The sequence below is a fragment of the Mycobacterium gordonae genome (assembly GCF_002101675.1).
Taxonomy (GTDB): Bacteria; Actinomycetota; Actinomycetes; order Mycobacteriales; family Mycobacteriaceae; genus Mycobacterium; species Mycobacterium gordonae.
Genome location: NZ_LQOY01000022.1, coordinates 69,700 through 90,180, shown reverse-complemented (window position 1 = coordinate 90,180; position 20,481 = coordinate 69,700). Strand labels below are relative to the sequence as shown.

The window sequence follows — 20,481 nt, the reverse complement described above, 5'->3', positions numbered from 1 at the left end:
CCGTCGTCAGCATAGTCAATAACAACCCGCGCCGAGGGAATCCGCGCGCCGACCCAGCGTTTAGCCCCACCCAGCCGCACTCGCGTTGGACAGCATTCAAGGGCCGGCCCGAACCTACCGGGTCAGCAGAGCCACGCACTCCACGTGGTGGGTCAGCGGGAACGCATCGAAGACCCTGATCCGCTCGACGGTGTAGCCGTGGCCCCGGTACAAACCGATGTCGCGGGCGAAAGATGCTGCTTCGCAACCGATGTGCACGACCCGCGGCACACCCGCGGCGGCCATCAGATCGATCACCTCACGCCCGGCGCCGGTTCGTGGCGGATCCAGCACCGCGACGTCGGCTACCCGGTCCTGCGCGGTCAGCGCCCGGCGCACCGAGTCCGTGGCGACCTCGACCTGCGGCAGATCGGCCAGGGCGGCACGCGCCGCACCCGAAGCACCCCGCGCGGTGTCGACGGTCAGCACCCGGCCGGACTCGCCCACCGCGGTGCCGAGCACCGCGGCGAAGACTCCGGCTCCGCCGTACAGGTCCCAGGCCGTCGCACCGGACGCGGGTTGCGCCCAGTCCGCGACCAACTCGCTGTACACGCGCGCGCCATCCCGATGCGACTGCCAGAACGCCGTCACCGGCACTCGCCAACTGCGCGCCCCGACCCGCTGCACTGCGTGGTAGCTACCTTCGATGACCTTCGACACCGTGCGCTTACCCTGGCGCACGGTGCGCAGGACGTGACGCTCGCCGTCGTCGTCCACGACCACGTGCACATGCGCACCGGCAGGCCAATCGGGCCCGGCCAGCCCGTTCAGCATCCCGGCCGGCAACTGTCCGCAGCGCAGGTCGGTAACCAGTTGCTCGCTGTGGTACCGGTGGAACCCGGGGTGCCGGTCGGCTCCGACGTCGAGCCGAACCCGAGTGCGCCAACCGGTCGAGCCGGTGCCGGAGAGCGTCTCGGCCGTCCCCGTCCAGCTGTGTCCGCCCAGCCGGTCCAACTGGTTGGCCACCACCTGCGCCTTGAGAGCGCGTGCGGCCTCTGGCACCACGAACGCAAGGTCGCAGCATCCGGCGCCGTCCACACCGGCGATCGGGCACAACGAATCCGTACGTTCCGTCGAGGCCTCGAGCACCTCGACAACCTCTGCGTGCCAATATGATCCGCGATCCGCCGTCACCCGGACCCGCACTCGTTCGCCGGGCAGCGCGTAGCGGACGAAGACCACCCGGCCCTCGTGATGTGCAATGCAGCTGCCGCCGTTGGCGGGGGCACCGGTGACCAGAGTCAGTTCCCCGCGGGCGGGTTGGTCGTTCAATCGAAGATGCCTCGACGGGCGTCGCCGGGAGCTACGTGCGGCTGCAGCGCCTTGACCCGTTCAGAAGACGTCAGCTGCCAGGGCACCGAAGTCACCATCACGCCGGGCATGAACAACAGGCGCCCCTTGAGCCGCAGCGCACTCTGGTTGTGCAGCAACTGTTCCCACCAGCGGCCTACCACATACTCCGGGATGAACACCGTCACCACGGTGCGCGGCGATTCCTTGCTGACCCGCTTGACGTAATCGAGTACCGGCCGGGTGACTTCCCGGTAGGGGGACGCGATCACCTTCAGCGGAACGCTGACGTCGCTTTCCTCCCACTCGTGGACCAACTCGCGGGTTTCGGCGTCATCGACGCTCACCGTGACTGCCTCGAGCACGTCGGGCCGCGTCGCGCGGGCGTAGGCCAAAGCGCGCAGCGTGGGCAGGTGCAACTTCGACACCAGCACCAGGGCGTGGTTGCGGCTGGGCAACACCATCTCGCCGCCGTGTTCGGCGGCCTGCTCGGCCAGTTCGCGGGTGACGCCGTCGTAGTGGCGGCGGATCAGCTTCATCAGCATGAACAGCAGCGCCATGGCGACGATCGCAATCCACGCACCGGCCAGGAATTTGGTGACCATCACGACCAGCAGCACCGCGCCGGTCGCGATGAAGCCGATGGTGTTGACGATCCGCGAACGCATCATGCGCCGGCGCGCCGCGGGGTCGGTTTCGGTGCGCAGCAGCCTGGTCCAGTGCCGCACCATGCCGATCTGGCTCAGCGTGAACGAGATGAACACCCCGACGATGTACAGCTGGATCAGCGCGCTCAGCTCGGCCCGGAACGCGATGATCGCCAGCAGCGCCGACACCGACAGGAACACGATGCCGTTGGAGAACGCCAGGCGGTCGCCACGGGTGTGCAGCTGCCGGGGCAGATAGCTGTGCTGGGCCAGCACCGAGCCCAGCACCGGGAAGCCGTTGAATGCCGTGTTGGCGGCCAGCACCAGGATGAGCGCCGTCACGGCTGTGATCAGCACGAACCCGATGTGGAAGTTGCCGAAAACGGTTTCGGCAAGCTGGGTGACCAACGTCTTCTGGTAGTAACTGGCCGGCGCCCCGGCCAGTTGCGTCGCCGGATCGCTGACCAGCTGCACCCCGATCTTCTTGGCCAGCACGATGATGCCCATGAGCAGGGTGACCGCGATGGCACCCAGCATCAGCAGCGTGGTGGCCGCGTTCTTCGACTTGGGCTTCTCGAACGCCGGCACGCCGTTGCTGATCGCCTCGACACCGGTGAGCGCGGCGCAGCCCGAGGAGAACGCCCGCGCCATCAGGAAAACCAGCGCGAAGCCGACGATTTTCCCGTGCTCGGAGTGCATCTGGAAGTTTGCCGACTCCGCCTTGAGGGGGTTTCCCAACACGAAGATGCGGAACAGGCCCCAGCCGATCATGCCGGTCACGCCGATGATGAAGCCGTAGGTCGGGATGGCGAACGCCAACCCGGACTCGCGCACCCCGCGCAGATTCATCGCCGTCACCAGCAGGATCGCGGCGACGCAGAACCACACCTTGTGGTGGGCCACCACCGGCAGCGCCGAGCCGATGTTCGACATTGCCGACGCGGTCGAAACGGCAACGGTGAGAACGTAATCAACCATCAGTGCGCTGGCCACCGTCAAGCCGGCGGTGGGGCCGAGATTTGTGGTGACCACCTCGTAGTCGCCGCCGCCGGAGGGGTAGGCGTGCACGTTCTGCCGGTAACTGGCCACCACCACCAACATGACCGCGGCCACCGCCAGCCCGATCCACGGCGACAGCGCGTAGGCCGCCAAACCGCCGATCGACAGCATCAGGAAGATCTCTTCGGGGGCGTAGGCCACCGAGGACAGGGCGTCGGAGGCGAACACCGGCAGGGCGATCCGCTTGGGCAGCAGCGTGTGGGCCAGCCGATCGCTGCGAAACGGCCGTCCGATAAGCAAACGGCGCGCAGCGGTTGAAAGTTTGGACACGAGAGCCAAGAGTAAGCCCACCCGGGTTTGGCGGTAGCGTTCCGTAGGCGAGAATTTTCACGACCGAAATCGGCCCGCCGAAATCGGTTGCCGATCACAATGACGCGCAGGACACAACCGAAAGGACCTCCGAGTGAAGGTGGTTGTGATGGGCTGCGGCCGGGTCGGTTCTTCGGTGGCCGACGGGCTGTACCGAATCGGCCACGACGTGGCGGTCATCGACCGCGACAGCGCCGCCTTCAACCGGCTCAGTCCCGAGTTCGACGGCGACCGGGTGCTCGGCCAGGGTTTCGACCGCGACGTCCTGTTGCGAGCCGGGATCGAAGGGGCCGACGCATTCGCCGCGGTGTCCTCCGGCGACAACTCCAACATCATCTCGGCGCGGCTGGCCCGGGAGACCTTCGGCGTGCGCCGCGTGGTCGCGCGAATCTATGACGCCAAGCGCGCCGAGGTGTACGAACGTCTGGGCATCCCGACGATCGCGACCGTGCCGTGGACAACCGATCGTCTGCTCAATGCGCTGACCCAGGAGACCGAGACCGCCAAATGGCGAGATCCGACGGGCACCGTCGCCGTCGCGCAGGTGGTGCTGCACGAAGACTGGGTCGGACGCCGCGCCACCGACCTGGAGCAGGCCACCGGCGCGCGGGTGGCGTTCCTGATCCGGTTCGGCACCGGCATCCTGCCCGAACCCAAAACCGTGCTACAGGCGGGTGATCAGGTCTATGTAGCGGCCATTTCCGGGCGCGCGGCTGAAGCCGTGGCCATTGCGGCGCTGCCGCCGAGCGAGGACTTGGACAAATGACGCGCGCTGAGAACGGCTGGGGCAGAGAATCATGAAGGTAGCTGTCGCCGGCGCGGGCGCCGTCGGGCGCTCGGTCACCCGCGAACTCGTCGCGAACAAGCACGACGTGACCCTGATCGAACGCAACGCCGACCATCTCGACACCGATGCCATCCCCGCCGCGCACTGGCTGCTGGGTGATGCCTGCGAGTTGAGCCTGCTCGAACAGATGCACCTCGAAGACTTTGACGTCGTCGTCGCCGCCACCGGTGACGACAAGGTGAACGTCGTCCTCAGCCTGCTGGCCAAGACCGAATTCGCAGTGCCGCGGGTGGTGGCCCGGGTCAACGACCCACGCAACGAATGGCTGTTCACCGACGCCTGGGGCGTCGACGTGGCGGTGTCCACCCCGCGCATGCTGGCCTCGTTGATCGAGGAAGCCGTCGCGGTGGGCGACCTGGTGCGGCTGATGGAGTTCCGTAAGGGCCAAGCCAATCTGGTCGAGATCACCCTGCCGGATGACACCCCGTGGGGCGGCAAGCCGGTTCGCAAGCTGCAGTTGCCGCGCGACGTCTCGCTGGTGACCATTCTGCGGGGTCCGCGGGTGATCGTCCCGGAGGGTGACGAACCGCTCGAAGGCGGCGACGAGTTGCTGTTCGTCGCGGTCACCGAGGCCGAAGAGGAACTGCGCAAGCTGCTGCTGCCGACGAGTTAGTCCCGTACGGGTTCGCCGTCGATCTCGGCAGCCACCGGACGCTCACCGTCCGGCAGGGCACGCAGCACGGCTTTGATCGCCCCGTACGTCACCAAAGCGGCCAGGGCGGTCAGGGGCCATCCCATGGCGATCCGGGTCACCCCCAGCCAGCCGGTCTTGCCGACCTCGTAGAGATGGCCCTGGACGCCGAAACGTGCGACGAAAACCACCGTCCAGCACAGCGTCGCGATATCGAACGCGTAGACCGCGCGCGACACGGCACGCCAGCCGTTGTCGCGGCCGCTGGCCCAGCTCCACAGATAACCCACCACCGGACGCCGGATCACGATCGACAGGGCGAACACGACCGCCCAGAACAACGACATCCAGATGCCCAGCAGGAAATACCCTTTGGACTGTCCGACCAGGTATGCGATCAGCGCGCACACCGCGACACCGAAGAAACCGGACACGGCCGGCTGCAACGAGTCTCGGCGGACCAGCCGCCACAGCAGGACCAGGGCCGCCGCACCCACCGCACTGCCGATCGCGGGCAGGAGGCCGCCGACGCTGGACGCGATCACGAACGTCACCACCGGCAACGAGGAGTAGACGAGGCCGCTCACCCCACCGGCCTGCGCCAGCAGGCGCTCGGCGTTGAAACGGTTATCGCTCACGAGATTTCGACACGCTCACGGTGATGAAACCGGTCACCGCTGAATTTCGTAGTGCGGGTTGTAGATGGCTTTGGTGCCGTTCTCCATCTTGCCCATCCGGCCCCGCACCCGCAGGGTGCGTCCGGACTCGATGCCCGGGATGCGTCGCTGCCCCAGCCATACCAGCGTCACCGTGTCGCTGCCGTCGAACAATTCCGCGCGAACCCCTCCGGAACATCCCTTGCCGTTCGTCTCGACGCTGCGCAGCGTGCCCACCATCGTGACCTCCTGGCCGCGCTGGCAGTCGATGGCGCGCTGTGCGCCGGTATTGAGGACTTCGTCGGACAATTCTTCGACGTCGCGTTGCTCCGGGTCCTCCGTCAACCGACGGGTGAGCCGGCGTAGATACCCTTGGGCCCCCATGGCCACTCCTGACACTTCGACGTCGTTAGAAAGCTTCGTGTTAATGAAGCATTTCACTATGCCAACGGTCACCGTAGACCTGTTGGTTCCCTGATGCCACACGGATGAAACCACTGATCTTCGGGTCTTCTGCAGCACCGGGCAGTATGGGGAGGTGGTTGTCGATTTGCGCGGTGTCACGACGGTGTTGCTGGCCGGAACCGGGTCTGACGAAAGCTACGTTCACCGGGCATTTTCGGCACCGCTGCAGGCAGTCGGTGCGGTGTTGGTCACACCCGCGCCCCAACCGCACCGATTGCTCGACAGTTACGTCGCCGCGCTGGACGATGCGGCTCGTGCCGGACCGATCGCGGTCGGCGGCGTATCGATAGGCGCCGCGGTGGCTACAGCGTGGGCGCTGGCGCATCCGGAGCGCACGATCGCCGTCCTGGCGGCCTTACCGGCCTGGGCCGGGGACCCCAGCGCGGCACCCGCGGCGCTGGCCGCGCGCTACACGGCCGCGCAGTTGCGCCGCGACGGCCTGCAAGCCACGACGGCGCAGATGCGGGCCTCCAGCCCGGCCTGGCTGGCCGATGAGCTGGCCCGGTCCTGGGCGGTGCAATGGCCGCTGCTGCCGGACGCCATGGAGGAGGCGGCGTCCTATGTCGCACCGACCCGTGCCGAGCTGGCGCGGCTGGTCAGGCCATTGGGTGTGGCGGCCGCGGTCGACGACCCGATTCACCCGCTGCAGGTCGGCGTCGACTGGGCGACCGCGGCGCCGCGGGCAGCGCTGCGCACCGTCACGCTGGACGAATTCGGGGCGCGCCCGGCAGCGCTGGGTGCGGCCTGCCTGGCAGCCCTGGGCGATGTGGGCTGATCTGCGCTCAGTACCGCCGAGCCTGCGACGGCGGCAACGAGACTGCGTGAACGGCGCGATTGACGGCGTTTTGTTGGCCGTGGGCTCAGTCTCGATCGCTGACCCGCGCCGGCGGGCTACCCGCCGGTTGAGGTGCTGCGCAACTGCTGCATCGCCGACCCCTCGGTGGAGCGGCGCGCGGCCGGCTGGTCCGACGGGGTCGGCGCTTGGGCCTCGTCGCCGCTCTGTTGTGCGGCCGCGGCCTCGCGCAGCTGCTGCACCATCGGCTCAGGCAGCTGCACCGGCAATGGGGTGCGTACCGGTAGCGGCGTATCGCCACGGCGAACGACGGTGTCCGCCAACGCTTCCCGGGCCTCGTCGGTCAGGGCGTCGATGGTCTCGTGCGGTCCGTTGACCACGCACCGGATCATCCAGCGGTAGCCGTCGACGCCGATGAAGCGCACCGCGCCGGAGGCAGAGCCGATAACTTCGCGCCCCCACGGCCCGTCCTTGATGGAAACCTTGGCCGAGTCTTTGCGCAGCGAGTCGGCGAGCTCGCTGGCCACCTCGCGCCACAGGCCCGCCGTCTTGGGGGCTGCGTAGGCGGCGATGGTGAATCGCCCGTTGGGCGTGACCACCCATACGGCGCTGGGCACACCGGTCTCGGTCAGCTCGACCTGCACCTGACCCGCCGCCGGCATGGGAATCAGCACCGAGCCCAGATCGAGTCGGGCCACCTCGGCGTCGGCCGGGTCGTCGAAGTCCTCGATGTCGAAGGGGCCCTCGAGCGACTCGTCGTCGGCGGCGCCCTGCTCAACGCCTTCTTCGACCCGAGGTGGATCAGCCGGCTGCGGTTCCGAAGCGCTGTCGTCCTTGCGTGTGCGTCTACCGAATGCTGGCATCAGCGCCGCTCCTTCTCATCGCTTCGTCGTCCTCATCGCTTCGTCGTCCACGGTCACAGACTCGCGTGCCCGCCCGAAGAACCGTGACCACCTTCGCCACGGGACGTTTCTGCCAGCCCGGCTTCGTCGAATGACGCAACCTCCACCAACTCGACCAATTCGACCCGCTGGATCAACAACTGGGCAATGCGGTCGCCGCGGTGCACCACGATCGGGGTGCTGGGGTCGAGGTTGATCAGCGCGACCTTGATTTCGCCACGATAACCGGCGTCGATGGTCCCGGGACTGTTGACGATCGACAGCCCCACCCGGGATGCGAGCCCGGAGCGGGGATGTATCAGACCGACCATGCCGAACGGGACGGCAACCGCGATGCCGGTACCCACCAGAGCACGGTGACCAGGTGCCAGCTCGACGTCTTGGGCGCTGAACAGGTCGACGCCCGCATCGCCGTCGTGGGCGCGGCTGGGCATCGGGAGGCCGGGGTCGAGGCGGACTATGGCCAGACTGGTCGACACGGGGGCACAGACTACCCTTGACCGCGTGTCCGATACGCGCGTCGCGCCGCAAAGCGTGCGATATCGCGAGCGGCTGTGGGTGCCCTGGTGGTGGTGGCCCCTGGGTTTCACGCTCGCCGGGGTCATCGCGTATGAGGTCAACCTGGGCATCCGCTCGTTGCCCGCCTGGCTGCCGTTCGCAACACTGTTCGCCGTCGCAACCGGGGTACTGCTGTGGCTGGGCCGCGTGGAGATTCGGGTGGCGGCCGGCGACGCCGGAGTCGAACTATGGGCCGGTGATGCGCATCTGCCGGTCACTGTCGTCTCCCGGTCCGCGGAGATAGCGCGCACCGCCAAGTCGGCCGCTCTGGGCCGTCAACTCGACCCCGCGGCCTACGTCCTGCACCGAGCCTGGGTGGGCCCGATGGTGTTGTTGGTGCTCGATGATCCCGATGACCCGACGCCGTACTGGCTCGTGAGCTGCCGGCATCCCGAGCGGGTGCTGTCGGCGCTGCGAAGCTGAGTGCGGCGCTCAGGCCGCGCAATCGGTACAGATCATCACGCCGTTCTTCTCGCTGGCGAGCCGGCTGCGGTGTTGCACCAAAAAGCAACTCGAGCAAGTGAATTCGTCAGCCTGCTTCGGAATCACGCGCACCGACAGTTCTTCACCCGAAAGGTCGGCGCCAGGGAGTTCGAACGACTCGGCGGACTCGGATTCGTCGACGTCGACGACGGCTGACGCCGCCTCGTTGCGTCGTGCTTTGAGCTCCTCCAGCGAGTCTTCCGAGACATCGTCAGTCTCGGTACGCCGCGGAGCGTCATAGTCGGTAGGCATCTTCTTCCCCGTCCTTATCCCCTCAGGGCCCTCATAAGCTCAAGGAACGCTTTGTACCAGCGTCGAACGCTTGCACCAAACTATTCGTGCCCGTAATACGGGTGGATTGGATGTGATTTGCGTCACACTGTTGGAATGGCCCTGTACTTGGCCTTAAACGGTGCGTTTACGGTGCGATTAGAGTGCATGTGTGGTTGCACACATCACCGAGGGTACCGCCTTCGACAAGCACGGTCGGCCCTTCCGGCGACGCAATCCCCGCCCCGCCATCATCGTCGTCATTTTCCTCGTGGTGGTGACCGGCGTGGTGTGGACGGTCGCGCTTACCCGGCCCGCCGATGTCCGCGAGGCCGCCGTGTGCAACCCTCCCCCTCCGGCGACCGGAACTGACACGCCGGCCAAGCTCGGCGATCAGGTGTCGCGTACGGAAATGATCGACGTCGCTCCCGCCAAGCTCAGCGACGCCAAGGTCCGGGTGCTCAATGCCAGCGGCCGAGGCGGTCAGGCCGGCGACATCGCCGGTGCGCTACAGGATTTGGGCTTCGCGCAACCCACGTCCGCCAACGACCCGATCTACGCCGGCACCCGGCTGAACTGTCAGGGTCAGATCCGGTTCGGCACCGCCGGGCAAGCCACCGCGGCGGCGCTGTGGCTGGTTGCGCCGTGCACCGAACTGTTCCACGACAGCCGCGGTGACGACTCCGTCGATCTGGCCCTCGGCACCGACTTCAACTCCCTGGCCCACAACGACGACATCGACGCCGTACTGGCGACGCTGCGTCCGGGGGCCACCGAGCCGGCCGATCATGCGCTGCTGGCCAAGATCCACGCAAACAGCTGCTGACGGTTCAGTCGATCGGATCCGAACCCCCGACGTGCCGCAGTGCCGCCAGCAATGCGTCGGCGATGCCCGGCGCCGCGGCGAGCACCAGGCCTGCCCCGTTCGCGCCCGGCGGCGGCAACACCACCCGGGCGCCGGCCTCCGCGGCGATCAGCGCGCCCGCCGCGCAATCCCACACCTGCAGACCATGCTCGTAATACGCATCCAAGTGCCCGGCCGCCACCATGCACAGATCTAGGGCCGCCGAACCGATGCGCCGCACGTCTCGCACCACCGGCAGCATTTGTGCCACCAACTCGGCCTGACGCACCCGGCGGCTGGGTGAGTAGCCGAACCCGGTGCCCAGCAGCGCCATCGACAGCTCGGTCACGGCGGTGCACCGCAACTCCTGGCTCCCGTGGCCGTCGGTGACGTGGGCGCCGAGCCCGCTGGCCGCCGAATACACCCGGCCCGCAACGACATCGGCTACCGCGCCGGCCACCGACACCCCGTCGATCTGCGCGCCGACCGACACTGCGTAGGCGGGGATGCCGTAAACGAAGTTCACCGTCCCGTCGATGGGGTCGAGGACCCAGGTGACCGCGCCGGCACCATCGGCCGCCGCATCGCGCGGCCCACCACCCTCCTCGCCGAGGATGGGGTCGCCGGGCGCGAGCACCGCCAGTCGGTCCCGCAGCAACTGTTCGGTCTCGGTGTCGACGACCGTCACCGGATCGGTGGGGGTCGTCTTGGCGTGTACCGCGTCGTCACCGGGGGCACGTTCTGTGCTGGGGCCGAACACCTCAGCGCGCCGGCGCCGCACGAACGCAGCCGCCTCGGTGGCGACCGTGACGGCCACCTCGCGCAGGTGCGCGGGCTCGGCACCGGGTTTGTCGGGGGATGTCACCGATCTATCGGAACACAACGGCCGACTCCTCGACGGACGCAACCCGCCTCACCCCGTTTGCGGTGCCGGGTCGATAAGGTGGGCGGACCACCAAAGTCTCGCCGAGGAGATTTCGATGACCAGCACCGCCTCTGGAATTGACCCCGTCGGTTCCCCGTCGCAGCGCCGAGGCTTCGGAATCGACGTCGGCGGAAGCGGCATCAAGGGCGCGATCGTCGATCTGGACACCGGGCAGTTGATCGGTGACCGGATCAAACTGCTCACGCCGCAGCCCGCCACCCCCGACGCCGTCGCCAAGACCATCGCCGAAGTCGTCAACGGATTCGGCTGGACCGGACCGCTCGGGGTCACCTATCCGGGCGTGGTCACGCACGGGATCGTGCAGACGGCGGCCAACGTCGACAAGGCATGGATCGGAACCAACGCGCGCGACATAATCAGCGCCGAACTCGCAGGCCAGGACGTCACGATCCTCAACGACGCCGACGCCGCGGGGCTGGCCGAGGAACGTTACGGCGCCGGCAAAGGCCATGAGGGGCTGGTCGTCCTGCTCACCTTCGGCACCGGCATCGGTTCGGCGGTCATCCACAACGGGAAGCTGATTCCCAACACCGAGTTCGGCCACATCGAGGTGGGGGGCAAGGAGGCCGAGGAGCGGGCGGCGTCCTCGGTGAAGGAACGAAACAACTGGACCTACGAGAAATGGGCCCAGCAGGTCACCAGGGTGCTGGTGGCCATCGAGAACGCGATCTGGCCCGACCTGTTCATCGCCGGCGGCGGGATCAGCCGCAAGGCCGACAAATGGGTGCATCTGCTGCAAAACCGCACCCCGGTCGTGCCGGCCGCCCTGCAGAACGCCGCGGGCATCGTCGGCGCGGCTATGGCCTCAGCCGGCGACGTGACGCACTGAATTTTGTCCGCTCGGCCAGTACGAGGACAGTGTGAAGTTACAATGGTCGTCGGCGGCCGCCCAAACCGATAGCGCGCGATACTCACGCTGATATCAAACGCCGACATTCGACATAACAGACACTTTCGGTCTTCCATGCCCAGACCCACCGGAAGTGCGTCCAACTGAAGGGGTGTACGTGGCACCGACCAAGGCAAGTGCGGCAACCGATGAGCCGGTGAAGCGCACCGCCGCGAAGTCTCCCGCCAAGCGCACGGCGGCCAAGGCCGCCACCGGCTCCGCTCCCGCGAAACGGGCCGCAAAAGCCGCCGGACCTGCGGTGGATGCGGCGCCCGGCGCGGCTCCGAGGAAGACCCGCGCCAAGGCCGCCGCCAAAGCTCCGGCAGCCCAGCCCAAGGACGCCGACAGCGCCGCACCCGACGACGTCACGCTCGAGGCCGGCGAGGAACTCGACACCGAGCTGGAAGTGGAGCCCGGCGACGACCTGGAGATCGACGCCGGCGATCTGAGTCTTGACGACCTGGACGAGGACGTGGCCCCCGATGCCGTGGACGCTGACATCGAGGCGGGCGACGCCGAGGAGGGCGAGGCCGTGACGGCCGCCGTCGTCACCGCTGCCCCCGTCGAGGAAGACGAGGACATCGCCGAGCCCACCGAGAAGGACAAGGCCTCCGGCGATTTCGTGTGGGACGAAGACGAGTCTGAGGCGTTGCGCCAGGCTCGCAAGGACGCCGAGCTCACCGCCTCGGCCGACTCGGTGCGCGCGTACCTCAAGCAGATCGGCAAGGTAGCGCTGCTCAACGCCGAGGAAGAGGTCGAGCTGGCCAAGCGCATCGAGGCCGGCCTGTACGCGACTCAACTCATGCTGGAGCTCAACGATCGCGGCGAGAAGCTGCCCGCCGCCCAGCGCCGCGACATGATGTGGATCTGCCGCGATGGCGATCGGGCGAAAAACCATCTGCTGGAAGCGAACCTGCGTCTGGTGGTGTCGCTGGCCAAGCGCTACACCGGCCGTGGCATGGCGTTCCTGGACCTGATCCAGGAGGGCAACCTCGGTCTGATCCGCGCGGTGGAGAAGTTCGACTACACCAAGGGCTACAAGTTCTCCACCTACGCGACCTGGTGGATCCGCCAGGCCATCACCCGTGCCATGGCCGACCAGGCCCGCACCATCCGCATCCCGGTGCACATGGTCGAGGTCATCAACAAGCTGGGCCGCATCCAGCGCGAGTTGCTGCAGGACCTGGGCCGCGAGCCCACCCCTGAGGAACTCGCCAAGGAAATGGACATCACGCCGGAGAAGGTGCTGGAGATCCAGCAGTACGCCCGGGAGCCCATTTCCCTGGACCAGACCATCGGCGACGAGGGCGACAGCCAGCTGGGTGACTTCATCGAAGACAGCGAGGCCGTCGTCGCGGTGGACGCGGTCTCCTTCACGCTCCTGCAGGACCAGCTGCAGTCGGTGCTCGACACACTCTCCGAGCGCGAGGCCGGCGTCGTCCGGCTGCGCTTCGGGCTCACCGACGGCCAGCCGCGCACCTTGGACGAGATCGGCCAGGTGTACGGGGTGACCCGCGAGCGGATCCGCCAGATCGAGTCCAAGACCATGTCGAAGCTGCGCCACCCCAGCCGTTCACAGGTGCTGCGCGACTACCTGGACTGAACGACACTCCGTGTTACGGGTCTGACCAGCGGGTTTGTTGGTCAGTGCAGAAATAGTAGACAAGTACAGCGTTACTAGTCAAGATATTGGCCATGGCGCGCCTCAAACCTGCGGCTCTGGATTTGGTCGAGCTGCTGCCGTCTTGGGAGCTGGCGCTGCGCGCCGAGCGCAAGTCGCCCCAGACCATCAAGAGCTACGGCGACGGCGTACGCGCGTTCATCCGGTGGTGCAACGAACACGGCCACTCCCCCGCGCTGGACCGCGACCTGGTGAAGGGGTTCGTGGCCGATCTGCTTGAGGGCGGCGCTGAGCCTGCCACCGCGCGGGCCCGTCAGCTCGGGGTGCGGCGATTCTCGGCCTGGCTTGAGGAAGAGGGCGAGGTCGACACCGATCCCCTGCTTGGACTTAAAGCGCCCAAGTTGGACGCGAAGGTCACAGAATCCCTGACTGAGACCGAACTGCGCCAGCTGATCAAGGCGTGCGGCGGGAGGGAATTCCGCGACCGGCGCGACGAGGCCATCGTGCGGCTCATGGCCGAGACGGCCATGAGGGCCGGCGAGGTGTGCGGGCTCAGCGTGGGTGATGTGGACCTCAACCGCGGCATCGTGACCGTGCGTCGGGGCAAGGGCGGCAAAGGACGCATCGCGCCATTCGGGGACCAGACCGCTCGCGCGATTGACCGCTACCTGCGCGCCAGGCGCACCCACCGGCTAGCCGACAGTGACGCGTTGTGGCTAGGCGACCGTGGCAAAAATCTGTCGTACTACGGCCTGCATGCCGCGCTGAAATACCGCGCCCAGGTGGCCGGTCTAGCGAAGTTTCACCCACACCTGCTCCGGCACACCGCCGCATCGCGCTGGCTGGCCGCTGGCGGCTCCGAGGGCGGTCTGATGGCCGTCGCCGGGTGGTCGACGCGCGACATGATTGATCGCTACACCCGCGCCACTGCGGCCGAGCGAGCCGCCAGCGAAGCGCGCGGGCTGAATCTGGGCGAACTGTGACCACCACAGTCGCGCGAATCAAACTTGTCGATGACATCGGCAAGACCGTGTGCGCGTTCGTTAAGTTCGTCGTCGACGAACAGTGGGGCGACGAATGGCTGTCCGAACCCTTTCCGGGAAGAATTGACAATTCAATGGCGGCTTGGCGGATTGAGGGGAAGCCGCTAAGTCGCAGGGCCCGGCAGCGGTCGGATGCAATCTTGGCAAGTGGCGGTACCGACATCTACAGTCCGCGGCCGCCGGTCAGAGCGATACCGACCGACGACGGGTACCGCTGGGTCCTTGAGCTGCCGGGTCTGACGCTGCGATGGGAGCGCGTCATGCCCGTTCTTGAAAGCCTCGCTGAGCGAACCGACACGCTGACAGTCACTCAGTTACGCGCTCTTGCACAACGCTCCTGATAGCGTTCAATACAGCGAGCGGGCTCCGTATCCCGTAGCAGCGCATTCCGCGCCGGCTTCTCAGCGCCACCCTCTACAGGTGGCTCAACTCCCATGCCGGAGATGAGAAGTTGACCATGACACCGACCGAGCGCTCCTTGCGCGCTCAAATCGCAGCCCATGACTCGTGGGCACGTACGCCGGACCGATCTGCTCGAACAGCCAAGGCGCGCAGAGCTTTAGACGAAAAATTTCTTTCCGCAGCCGAGGGCGATCCCGTCCGCGCAGAACATCTCCGTAAAGCCCACTTCGCGCGGATGGCGCTCAGGTCGGCACAGGCAAGGCGGCGCCGTAAGGCCATTGTCGCCGAGCGCATTGCCGAGCCGGATGCCGCCGGCGGTGGCCAGTGAGCCCCCCTCAACGAGAACGCCGCCCGGGTGGCAACCGGGCGGCAGATTCTCGAGCAGCAGATACCCAAGAGCTTACCGTCTCCGGCGCCGTGCGTCAGTGGCGACGCGGCCGCGCCTTGCTCGATTGCGGTCACCGCGCCGACCCTCACGCTCCCTGTTGGCGTTGTGGTGAAATCACCGATCGCCAGGCTGAGGCCGCAGCCGAGGCCATTGATCACCTCGACGCGCAGGGCCTGCCGGCGCTGGCTGATACCAAGACCTGCCGCGGCCTGGCGCGCATCGGCCGACGCGATCTGGCGTCGGCCGTTCATCGCCGCACGGCGGGGGTGTAGCCGTGGGCGACATCCCCTACGGGCGTGAGTATCCCGATGCTCCGTGGATCGATCGCGACGGTGGGGTGATAATCGATGACCCTTATGCCGACGTACCGCCACCAGACGAGCCGGCTGATGAAGGCCTAAGGCTGCGTCACGCCCCTCATGGCAGCCAGCATGTTGCAGGTAACAGCAACATGGCCGCGCACAAGCGCTATCCAGCTCTGGACTGGCACAGACTGTTTGAGGGCGCTCCCGACGATATCGCCTGGTTGGTTCCCGACTTCATTGCACGGGGGCAGTCGTATTCGCTGGTCTCGCCGGCGAAGGCCGGTAAGTCGTTGCTGATGCTCGACGTCGCGGCCGCGATCGCGGCCGGGCGCTCGGCGCTGGGAAGTCCTCGCCAGGCACCGGTTCGTGTGCTCTACGTGGACCACGAGAACAGCCGCGACGATCTTGTTGAGCGGTTGCGCGACATGGGGTATCGGCCAGATGATCTCAGTGGCTTGCGCTACCTGTCGTTTCCCACGATGCCACCACTGGACGGGCCGGCCGGTGGCGCAGACATCGCTGAAATGGCCGAGTATCACGCTGCGGACCTGGTCGTCATCGACACGATTGCGCGTGTCGTAGCAGGCGAGGAAAACAGCGCCGACACCTACCGCGCTCTCTACCGACACACCCTGTCGCCATTGAAGGCCAGGGGCCGTGCCGTAGTCCGACTCGACCACCGCGGCAAGGACAGGACTGCCGGTGCCCGGGGTTCCTCAGCCAAGAATGATGATGTCGATGTCGTGTGGCAGCTGAGCCAGCAACCAATGCCTGATGGCGAAGCAAGCGTGAGACTGTGCTTGGAGCGCCAACGCGGCAGCGCCCACCCGGACGAGATGCATCTGCACCGTCGGGTCAATCCACATCTGCGACACGTCGCTATCGCGCCGAAGCTCAGCTTCTCTGAACGCGAGCGAATCGGCCAGTGCATCGAGGCGATGAAGACCCTTCGCCTGCCTATCGATACGGGTGCACGCAAGGCGCGCCTTGCGCTGCGCCAGCGCGAATACAAGTTCGGTAACTCCATCATCGCGGCAGCCGTGAGGGCACGAAAGACCACCGAAATGTGTCCCGAAGTCGACGGGGACACCTACCAGGAGGTGTTCGGAACATGAGTGTCCGCGAACCTTCTTCCCGCTGTCGGGAAATATCCAGCTCAGACGTGTCCCCAATGCCGCCGGGACACATCGGGACACGCACCGGCTGCGCCGCGCCCAACGTGTCCCCCGGAGAGGGGGGTCTTATAAAGACCCCCTCCCGGGACGTGGGCAGGCAGCGGCCCTCGTCGAGGGCAGCGTGTCTCACGTGCTGGACCTACGTCCGATCCTGGGTGATATCGCCCGGCTCTGGCCGCAGATTCATCCGGGCGACTTAACGGCACCTGAGGCGTTGCGACTCCTGGGCGTTCTCGCCGACATCACCGACCGAAAGGCCAAGGCACCATGACTAACCGCGACGACGAAGAAAGCTTGTTCGCGTTTCTCGAAGTCACTGCAAGCCCCGATCCAGGCCACCTCGGCGAGGGCGTGCCGGAGCTGCAGCCGCTATGTACCGAGTGTGTCCGTGAGCTACCGGACGGCGACGACGGGCTGTGCGCGTTCTGCCGGGTGGTCAACCCAGGCGGTGACGCATGAAGGTCATCGGCGTCAAGGACGCGGACTTTGAGGCGCGCCAGTACATCGGCTCGCCACGGGTGTTCATCCGCATCGGCTTTCAGCGATACGCCGCGACAGCAGACGAAGCCGACGAGCTGGCCCGCCAGCTTGCCGCCGCGGCGAAGGCGGTGCGCGATGCCGCTGACTAGCACACACGACCTTGTGCAGCTGCGCTGGCGGTGCGCACAGTGGCTGCTTGCGGTCGTCCAGGGAGACCAGCTGCAGCGCGCTGCCCTGCGTGGTGCGATGGATGTCGAAGGCTTCACCCGCCAGGAGATCATCGACGAAATCACCTTGCTTAGACAACAATTCGGCCACCTGCGGCCTGTGATGCTGGGCCGAGAAGTGACACGGCTGTGGATCAAGCTTCAGGAGCGGCTGTGATTGAGCGGGTTGACGGGGTGGTCCTCAGCGTGCCGGATGTGCAGTATGTGCTTGCCGCGCTTGCAGCGTTGCTGGTCGATCGCACCCCGACTGCTCAGCTCGATCAGTTCATCAGACAACTTCGGAAATCTGTTGCCCGCGCCAGTGATAACCCCGCGACATGCCGCGTAGACGCCAGAGAAGTTGGCAGTCAGCAGGATTCGGCGCACACTGCCCGCTATGACCTGCTCGACACCGGAGAAGCTGCGGCAATCCTTGGCATCGGGCCCAACGGCGTCCGCGATCTTGTCCGCCGCGGGAAGTTGCCCGCGCACCGTGCCGGCGGCCGGCTTCTGCTCCCTGCGCTGCCGGTCGTCGAGCGCGCCGAGCGGCGCGCGGCCAAGCGGAGTTGACCGTGCCTGACGTGCGAACCCTGCGCGGTATCGAGTTGGTCCGGTTGGGTCGGTGGCCCGCCAAGACCGGGATCATGCGCACCACCACACAGGATCTGGTGAGTGCGATCGAGGCGTTCAACGCCGGCGTCGTGCATCGGCCGGCGCTCAAGCTCGGGCACGTCGAGCCGCTGGGCGAGGGAGATCCAGCAGTGGGCTACGTCGACGCCATGCGCCTGTCGGCCGACGGACAGGCACTGCTTGCCGACTTCGTGGGCGTGCCCGCCAAGCTGGCCGAGATCATGCAGTATGCGTATCCCCAGCGAAGCATCGAGGCTGCGTACGACTTTCGGGATCAAGACGGCCGCGAGTGGCCAATGGTCATCTTGGCTGTCGCGTTACTCGGCGCCCACGGGCCCGCGGTGACGTCGTTGAAATCGCTGGCCGACGTCGAGGATCTCTATGCGGCGCGTGCCCGAGATTGTGCTGTGAAAGTGGCCGCCGCACGGCGACGCCGTACCCAACTCACCTCGAAGGGAATTCGATGAGCACGACCCTGAAGAACATCAGCGTCTACAACCCGGGCCAAGACATCACCGGCGAAGCGGGCGGCAGCATTACCTCCCGTACCTTCGTCAAGATCAACGGCAACCGCACCAGCGGCGGCAACATCTCCGTGGTCACCGCCACGGCCGCCGGCCGGGTTTGCGGAGTCGCAGCCAACGATGCCGCCAGCGGCGAGCTGGTGACCATCGCCCGCGGCAACTCCCGCGTGGTCAAGGTGACAACCGCCGGGATCATCGCCGCCGGGGCCGAAGTCGAGGTGGGCAGCGCCGGCAAGGCCGTCACCCTCGATGCGGGTGTGGCAGTCGGCTACGCCATGACCGGCGCCGCCTCGGGCGCCGACGCTGAGATCAGCCTCTACTAGAACAGGACCCGCACATGCCCAACGCACTGATCCCCGAGCTGTCCGGCCGCCGGCTCACCGTCGACATCGCGCTCAAGCAACCGCCCTACATCAGGGCGCGCATTGCCAAGCTCGCGGATGAAACTATTCTTCTCCCAAAATTCTTCCGCACGTTCGGTTCTCAGGTCACCGGCGGCGGGATGTTGTACAACGTGATCCAGGCCAGTGACTTCTTTACCTCCGACGTCGAGAAGCGGGCACCCCGCAGCGAATACCGCATCGTTGAGGGCGTCGACCCCGATCCCAAGCTGGCACTGGTCGCCGACTACGGGGGCAAGTTTCAGGTCGGCATCGAGGAAATCACGCGCAACAACGTGTCCTACCTCGATCAGCAGACCACGCAGCTGGCCAACACCATCAGTCGCAAGCTCGATGTGCTGGCCATGGCGGAACTGACCGCGGCCGTCACCGGTGCCAACGTGGTGCCGGGCAATGACTGGTCGACGTTGGTCACCATCGGCCCGCTCGACACACTCACCGCATCAGCCGACCTGCCCACCGCTGACCTCTCGGCCGCCCAGCTGGCCAGCGATCTGCAAGAGCTGGGCGTCAAGCACAACTTGCTGGTAGTGCACCCTAACGAAGCACACAGCCTGCGCGTCGCCTACGGCGACAAGCTCGACGCGATGCTCAAGAGCGCTGGCATCGAGAGCATGTTCGCCAACCCGCGCGTCACAGCCGGAACCGCCTGGGCTGTTGAGCGCGGCATGGTCGGAACCGTGGGCTTCGAGTGGCCGCTGACCGTTGACATCTGGGAAGACAAGGCCACCCGCTCCTGGTGGGTTCAGGCGTACGTGGTGCCGGCCTTCGCAGTCGATCGTCCTTTCGCCGCAAAGAAACTCACCGGGCTCGCCGGTTAAGGAGGAACACCCCATGGCACTGATGTTTGACGACGAGCAGGCCGCCGCGCTGCTTGATGCGCTCGGTCTGCCCACCGATACCACCGACATCGACACCACCCTGGCCACGGTCAGGGACGCGGTCACGGCATCAACTGCAGAAACGGCACAGCCGTCAGCCGTGGCCGCAGCAGCCCGCCGCGTGGGGCTCGAGCTGATAGACGCCGACACCATTACCGCCCTGCGCCGTGACGCCCAGGAGGGGCGTCGCATCGTTGCCGCGGCGGCCAAGGCCAAGGTGGAGGCTTCGGTGGACGACGCCATCAGTCGGGGCAAGATCACCCCCGCTCGCCGCGGGCACTGGGTGACGCTGATCGAGGCGGACCCGGCCATGGCCGAGGTGCTGGCCTCGGTGCCCGACGAGACGGCCGTGCCGATCCACGAACTGGGCCACGGCGTCTCCCGCGAGGACGCGGACGCCCCGGCCGCCGCCGATGCGTGGTTCCACTGATGCCCACGCGCACGCTGGGTGTCGCGCTGTGGAACTACCGCGACGGCGACGGACGCAGACGACGCGCTCTGTTCGGGCAGCGGTTCGAGCTGTCCGAGGACGAGCTGGCCCGCGGTGAGCGGGCGGACGTGTTCGCGCCGGAGCCTGAGCCCGCAGCAGCACCTGGGCCCGCAGCACCTACCGGCGCCGCCCCATTGCCACCCAAGCAGGCTGCACCGAAGGCCGCCTGGGTGGACTATGCCGAGGCTATCGGGATCGAGCGAGCCGAGGCTCATGCTATGAGCAAGCCCGACCTCATCGACGCGGTGACGACTCAACTCGATGAAGCCACGTAATGTACTGTGGCGCAACAGCATTGGTTGACGAT

The 20,481-nt window shown here is 66.7% G+C and carries 29 protein-coding genes and 1 pseudogene; 22 read left to right on the top strand and 8 right to left on the bottom strand.

Annotated features, from left to right (window positions below; translation table 11 throughout):
* Positions 1–114 precede the first annotated feature (114 nt).
* Together AWC08_RS04310 and AWC08_RS04305 are read right to left on the bottom strand one after the other, a co-directional pair.
* On the bottom strand, positions 115–1,311 hold the full coding sequence (locus AWC08_RS04310; RefSeq protein WP_142283400.1) for a class I SAM-dependent RNA methyltransferase: 1,197 nt from the start codon (positions 1,309–1,311) through the stop codon (positions 115–117).
* The gene (locus AWC08_RS04305; protein ID WP_065134421.1) at positions 1,308–3,305 is read right to left on the bottom strand and encodes an APC family permease; all 1,998 of its coding nucleotides are present in this window, start codon (positions 3,303–3,305) and stop codon (positions 1,308–1,310) included. Before AWC08_RS04305 ends, AWC08_RS04310 begins: the two co-directional genes overlap by 4 nt.
* A gap of 133 nt (positions 3,306–3,438) precedes the next feature.
* On the opposite strand from AWC08_RS04305, the gene AWC08_RS04300 reads away from it, so the two are divergent.
* Both AWC08_RS04300 and AWC08_RS04295 read left to right on the top strand, forming a co-directional pair.
* A complete protein-coding gene (locus AWC08_RS04300) occupies positions 3,439–4,110 on the top strand; it encodes a potassium channel family protein (protein ID WP_065134420.1) in 672 nt (223 codons plus the stop codon).
* 31 nt (positions 4,111–4,141) lie between these two features.
* The gene (locus tag AWC08_RS04295) at positions 4,142–4,804 is read left to right on the top strand and encodes a potassium channel family protein (RefSeq protein WP_065134419.1); all 663 of its coding nucleotides are present in this window, start codon (positions 4,142–4,144) and stop codon (positions 4,802–4,804) included.
* On the opposite strand, the gene AWC08_RS04290 is transcribed toward AWC08_RS04295, so the two are convergent.
* Both AWC08_RS04290 and AWC08_RS04285 read right to left on the bottom strand, forming a co-directional pair.
* Positions 4,801–5,460: a DUF3159 domain-containing protein gene (locus AWC08_RS04290; RefSeq protein ID WP_065134418.1), complete on the bottom strand. Its 660-nt coding sequence runs from the start codon at positions 5,458–5,460 to the stop codon at positions 4,801–4,803. The genes AWC08_RS04295 and AWC08_RS04290 overlap by 4 nt on opposite strands.
* Positions 5,461–5,493: 33 nt before the next feature.
* Positions 5,494–5,862, bottom strand: coding sequence for an OB-fold nucleic acid binding domain-containing protein (locus tag AWC08_RS04285; protein ID WP_055578430.1), 369 nt, complete (start codon positions 5,860–5,862; stop codon positions 5,494–5,496).
* 154 nt (positions 5,863–6,016) lie between these two features.
* Here AWC08_RS04285 and AWC08_RS04280 point away from each other — a divergent pair, with 154 nt between their 5' ends.
* A complete protein-coding gene (locus AWC08_RS04280) occupies positions 6,017–6,718 on the top strand; it encodes a hypothetical protein (protein WP_069433080.1) in 702 nt (233 codons plus the stop codon).
* Between the two features lie 116 nt (positions 6,719–6,834).
* Here AWC08_RS04280 and AWC08_RS04275 read toward each other — a convergent pair whose 3' ends face one another.
* Positions 6,835–7,599: a DUF3710 domain-containing protein gene (locus tag AWC08_RS04275; RefSeq protein ID WP_065134416.1), complete on the bottom strand. Its 765-nt coding sequence runs from the start codon at positions 7,597–7,599 to the stop codon at positions 6,835–6,837.
* 53 nt (positions 7,600–7,652) lie between these two features.
* Entirely contained in the window at positions 7,653–8,117 is a 465-nt protein-coding gene (dut, locus tag AWC08_RS04270; RefSeq protein WP_065134415.1) for a dUTP diphosphatase, read from the bottom strand.
* Between the two features lie 25 nt (positions 8,118–8,142).
* On the opposite strand from dut, the gene AWC08_RS04265 reads away from it, so the two are divergent.
* Positions 8,143–8,619 (top strand): DUF3093 domain-containing protein, encoded by a 477-nt coding sequence (locus AWC08_RS04265; RefSeq protein ID WP_065134414.1) that lies wholly within the window; start codon positions 8,143–8,145, stop codon positions 8,617–8,619.
* Positions 8,620–8,628: 9 nt separating this feature from the next.
* Here AWC08_RS04265 and AWC08_RS04260 read toward each other — a convergent pair whose 3' ends face one another.
* Positions 8,629–8,931 carry a DUF4193 domain-containing protein gene (locus tag AWC08_RS04260; RefSeq protein WP_003919098.1) on the bottom strand — a complete coding sequence of 101 codons (303 nt, stop codon included), beginning with the start codon at positions 8,929–8,931 and terminating at the stop codon, positions 8,629–8,631.
* 190 nt (positions 8,932–9,121) lie between these two features.
* On the opposite strand from AWC08_RS04260, the gene cei reads away from it, so the two are divergent.
* Complete coding sequence (cei, locus tag AWC08_RS04255) at positions 9,122–9,775, top strand: envelope integrity protein Cei (RefSeq protein ID WP_065134413.1); 654 nt, start codon at positions 9,122–9,124, stop codon at positions 9,773–9,775.
* Positions 9,776–9,779: 4 nt separating this feature from the next.
* Here cei and AWC08_RS04250 read toward each other — a convergent pair whose 3' ends face one another.
* The gene (locus AWC08_RS04250) at positions 9,780–10,658 is read right to left on the bottom strand and encodes an inositol monophosphatase family protein (RefSeq protein ID WP_069433081.1); all 879 of its coding nucleotides are present in this window, start codon (positions 10,656–10,658) and stop codon (positions 9,780–9,782) included.
* Positions 10,659–10,773: 115 nt separating this feature from the next.
* Between AWC08_RS04250 and ppgK the strand changes: the two genes are divergently transcribed.
* The 17 genes and pseudogenes from ppgK (at position 10,774) to AWC08_RS04175 (ending at position 20,449) form a co-directional block, all read left to right on the top strand.
* Positions 10,774–11,568 carry a polyphosphate--glucose phosphotransferase gene (gene ppgK, locus AWC08_RS04245; RefSeq protein WP_065134411.1) on the top strand — a complete coding sequence of 265 codons (795 nt, stop codon included), beginning with the start codon at positions 10,774–10,776 and terminating at the stop codon, positions 11,566–11,568.
* A 178-nt stretch (positions 11,569–11,746) separates the two neighbouring features.
* Entirely contained in the window at positions 11,747–13,231 is a 1,485-nt protein-coding gene (locus tag AWC08_RS04240) for an RNA polymerase sigma factor (protein WP_065134428.1), read from the top strand.
* 122 nt (positions 13,232–13,353) lie between these two features.
* Positions 13,354–14,232, top strand: coding sequence for a tyrosine-type recombinase/integrase (locus tag AWC08_RS04235; RefSeq protein WP_174900753.1), 879 nt, complete (start codon positions 13,354–13,356; stop codon positions 14,230–14,232).
* Positions 14,229–14,633 carry a hypothetical protein gene (locus AWC08_RS04230; RefSeq protein WP_069433082.1) on the top strand — a complete coding sequence of 135 codons (405 nt, stop codon included), beginning with the start codon at positions 14,229–14,231 and terminating at the stop codon, positions 14,631–14,633. Before AWC08_RS04235 ends, AWC08_RS04230 begins: the two co-directional genes overlap by 4 nt.
* Positions 14,634–14,749: 116 nt before the next feature.
* The gene (locus AWC08_RS04225) at positions 14,750–15,022 is read left to right on the top strand and encodes a hypothetical protein (protein ID WP_083271053.1); all 273 of its coding nucleotides are present in this window, start codon (positions 14,750–14,752) and stop codon (positions 15,020–15,022) included.
* Between the two features lie 334 nt (positions 15,023–15,356).
* Positions 15,357–15,434: pseudogene (locus tag AWC08_RS37870) on the top strand (hypothetical protein); the annotation flags it as partial.
* Between the two features lie 99 nt (positions 15,435–15,533).
* On the top strand, positions 15,534–16,502 hold the full coding sequence (locus tag AWC08_RS04215) for an AAA family ATPase (RefSeq protein ID WP_069433107.1): 969 nt from the start codon (positions 15,534–15,536) through the stop codon (positions 16,500–16,502).
* 190 nt (positions 16,503–16,692) lie between these two features.
* Complete coding sequence (locus AWC08_RS36285; protein ID WP_156803058.1) at positions 16,693–16,833, top strand: hypothetical protein; 141 nt, start codon at positions 16,693–16,695, stop codon at positions 16,831–16,833.
* Positions 16,830–17,021 (top strand): hypothetical protein, encoded by a 192-nt coding sequence (locus AWC08_RS04210; RefSeq protein WP_069433084.1) that lies wholly within the window; start codon positions 16,830–16,832, stop codon positions 17,019–17,021. The genes AWC08_RS36285 and AWC08_RS04210 overlap by 4 nt, the downstream gene beginning before the upstream one ends.
* Complete coding sequence (locus AWC08_RS36280; RefSeq protein WP_156803059.1) at positions 17,018–17,191, top strand: hypothetical protein; 174 nt, start codon at positions 17,018–17,020, stop codon at positions 17,189–17,191. The genes AWC08_RS04210 and AWC08_RS36280 overlap by 4 nt, the downstream gene beginning before the upstream one ends.
* Before the next feature lie 13 nt (positions 17,192–17,204).
* Complete coding sequence (locus AWC08_RS04205; RefSeq protein WP_069433085.1) at positions 17,205–17,426, top strand: hypothetical protein; 222 nt, start codon at positions 17,205–17,207, stop codon at positions 17,424–17,426.
* Positions 17,423–17,818 carry a helix-turn-helix domain-containing protein gene (locus AWC08_RS37560; protein ID WP_197521984.1) on the top strand — a complete coding sequence of 132 codons (396 nt, stop codon included), beginning with the start codon at positions 17,423–17,425 and terminating at the stop codon, positions 17,816–17,818. The genes AWC08_RS04205 and AWC08_RS37560 overlap by 4 nt, the downstream gene beginning before the upstream one ends.
* Before the next feature lie 2 nt (positions 17,819–17,820).
* Positions 17,821–18,345: a hypothetical protein gene (locus tag AWC08_RS04195; RefSeq protein WP_069433108.1), complete on the top strand. Its 525-nt coding sequence runs from the start codon at positions 17,821–17,823 to the stop codon at positions 18,343–18,345.
* Positions 18,342–18,725 carry a DUF2190 family protein gene (locus AWC08_RS04190; RefSeq protein WP_069433087.1) on the top strand — a complete coding sequence of 128 codons (384 nt, stop codon included), beginning with the start codon at positions 18,342–18,344 and terminating at the stop codon, positions 18,723–18,725. The genes AWC08_RS04195 and AWC08_RS04190 overlap by 4 nt, the downstream gene beginning before the upstream one ends.
* Positions 18,726–18,739: 14 nt before the next feature.
* Positions 18,740–19,624, top strand: a complete 885-nt coding sequence (locus AWC08_RS04185; protein WP_069433088.1) for a major capsid protein — start codon at positions 18,740–18,742, stop codon at positions 19,622–19,624.
* A gap of 13 nt (positions 19,625–19,637) precedes the next feature.
* Positions 19,638–20,114, top strand: coding sequence for a phage protease (locus tag AWC08_RS04180; protein WP_069433089.1), 477 nt, complete (start codon positions 19,638–19,640; stop codon positions 20,112–20,114).
* On the top strand, positions 20,114–20,449 hold the full coding sequence (locus AWC08_RS04175; RefSeq protein ID WP_069433090.1) for a hypothetical protein: 336 nt from the start codon (positions 20,114–20,116) through the stop codon (positions 20,447–20,449). The genes AWC08_RS04180 and AWC08_RS04175 overlap by 1 nt, the downstream gene beginning before the upstream one ends.
* The last annotated feature ends 32 nt before the right edge of the window (positions 20,450–20,481 follow it).

Excerpts from the sequence above, each read along its gene's own strand:
- AWC08_RS04275 (WP_065134416.1), bottom strand. The coding sequence starts at position 7,599 with ATGCCAGCATTCGGTAGACGCACACGCAAGGACGACAGCGCTTCGGAA.
- AWC08_RS04285 (WP_055578430.1), bottom strand. The coding sequence starts at position 5,862 with ATGGGGGCCCAAGGGTATCTACGCCGGCTCACCCGTCGGTTGACGGAG.
- AWC08_RS04260 (WP_003919098.1), bottom strand. The coding sequence starts at position 8,931 with ATGCCTACCGACTATGACGCTCCGCGGCGTACCGAGACTGACGATGTC.
- AWC08_RS36280 (WP_156803059.1), top strand. The coding sequence starts at position 17,018 with ATGAAGGTCATCGGCGTCAAGGACGCGGACTTTGAGGCGCGCCAGTAC.
- AWC08_RS04190 (WP_069433087.1), top strand. The coding sequence starts at position 18,342 with ATGAGCACGACCCTGAAGAACATCAGCGTCTACAACCCGGGCCAAGAC.
- AWC08_RS04295 (WP_065134419.1), top strand. The coding sequence starts at position 4,142 with ATGAAGGTAGCTGTCGCCGGCGCGGGCGCCGTCGGGCGCTCGGTCACC.
- AWC08_RS04215 (WP_069433107.1), top strand. The coding sequence starts at position 15,534 with ATGGCCGCGCACAAGCGCTATCCAGCTCTGGACTGGCACAGACTGTTT.
- ppgK (WP_065134411.1), top strand. The coding sequence starts at position 10,774 with ATGACCAGCACCGCCTCTGGAATTGACCCCGTCGGTTCCCCGTCGCAG.
- AWC08_RS04175 (WP_069433090.1), top strand. The coding sequence starts at position 20,114 with ATGCCCACGCGCACGCTGGGTGTCGCGCTGTGGAACTACCGCGACGGC.
- AWC08_RS04210 (WP_069433084.1), top strand. The coding sequence starts at position 16,830 with ATGACTAACCGCGACGACGAAGAAAGCTTGTTCGCGTTTCTCGAAGTC.
- AWC08_RS04180 (WP_069433089.1), top strand. The coding sequence starts at position 19,638 with ATGGCACTGATGTTTGACGACGAGCAGGCCGCCGCGCTGCTTGATGCG.
- AWC08_RS04185 (WP_069433088.1), top strand. The coding sequence starts at position 18,740 with ATGCCCAACGCACTGATCCCCGAGCTGTCCGGCCGCCGGCTCACCGTC.
- AWC08_RS04225 (WP_083271053.1), top strand. The coding sequence starts at position 14,750 with ATGACACCGACCGAGCGCTCCTTGCGCGCTCAAATCGCAGCCCATGAC.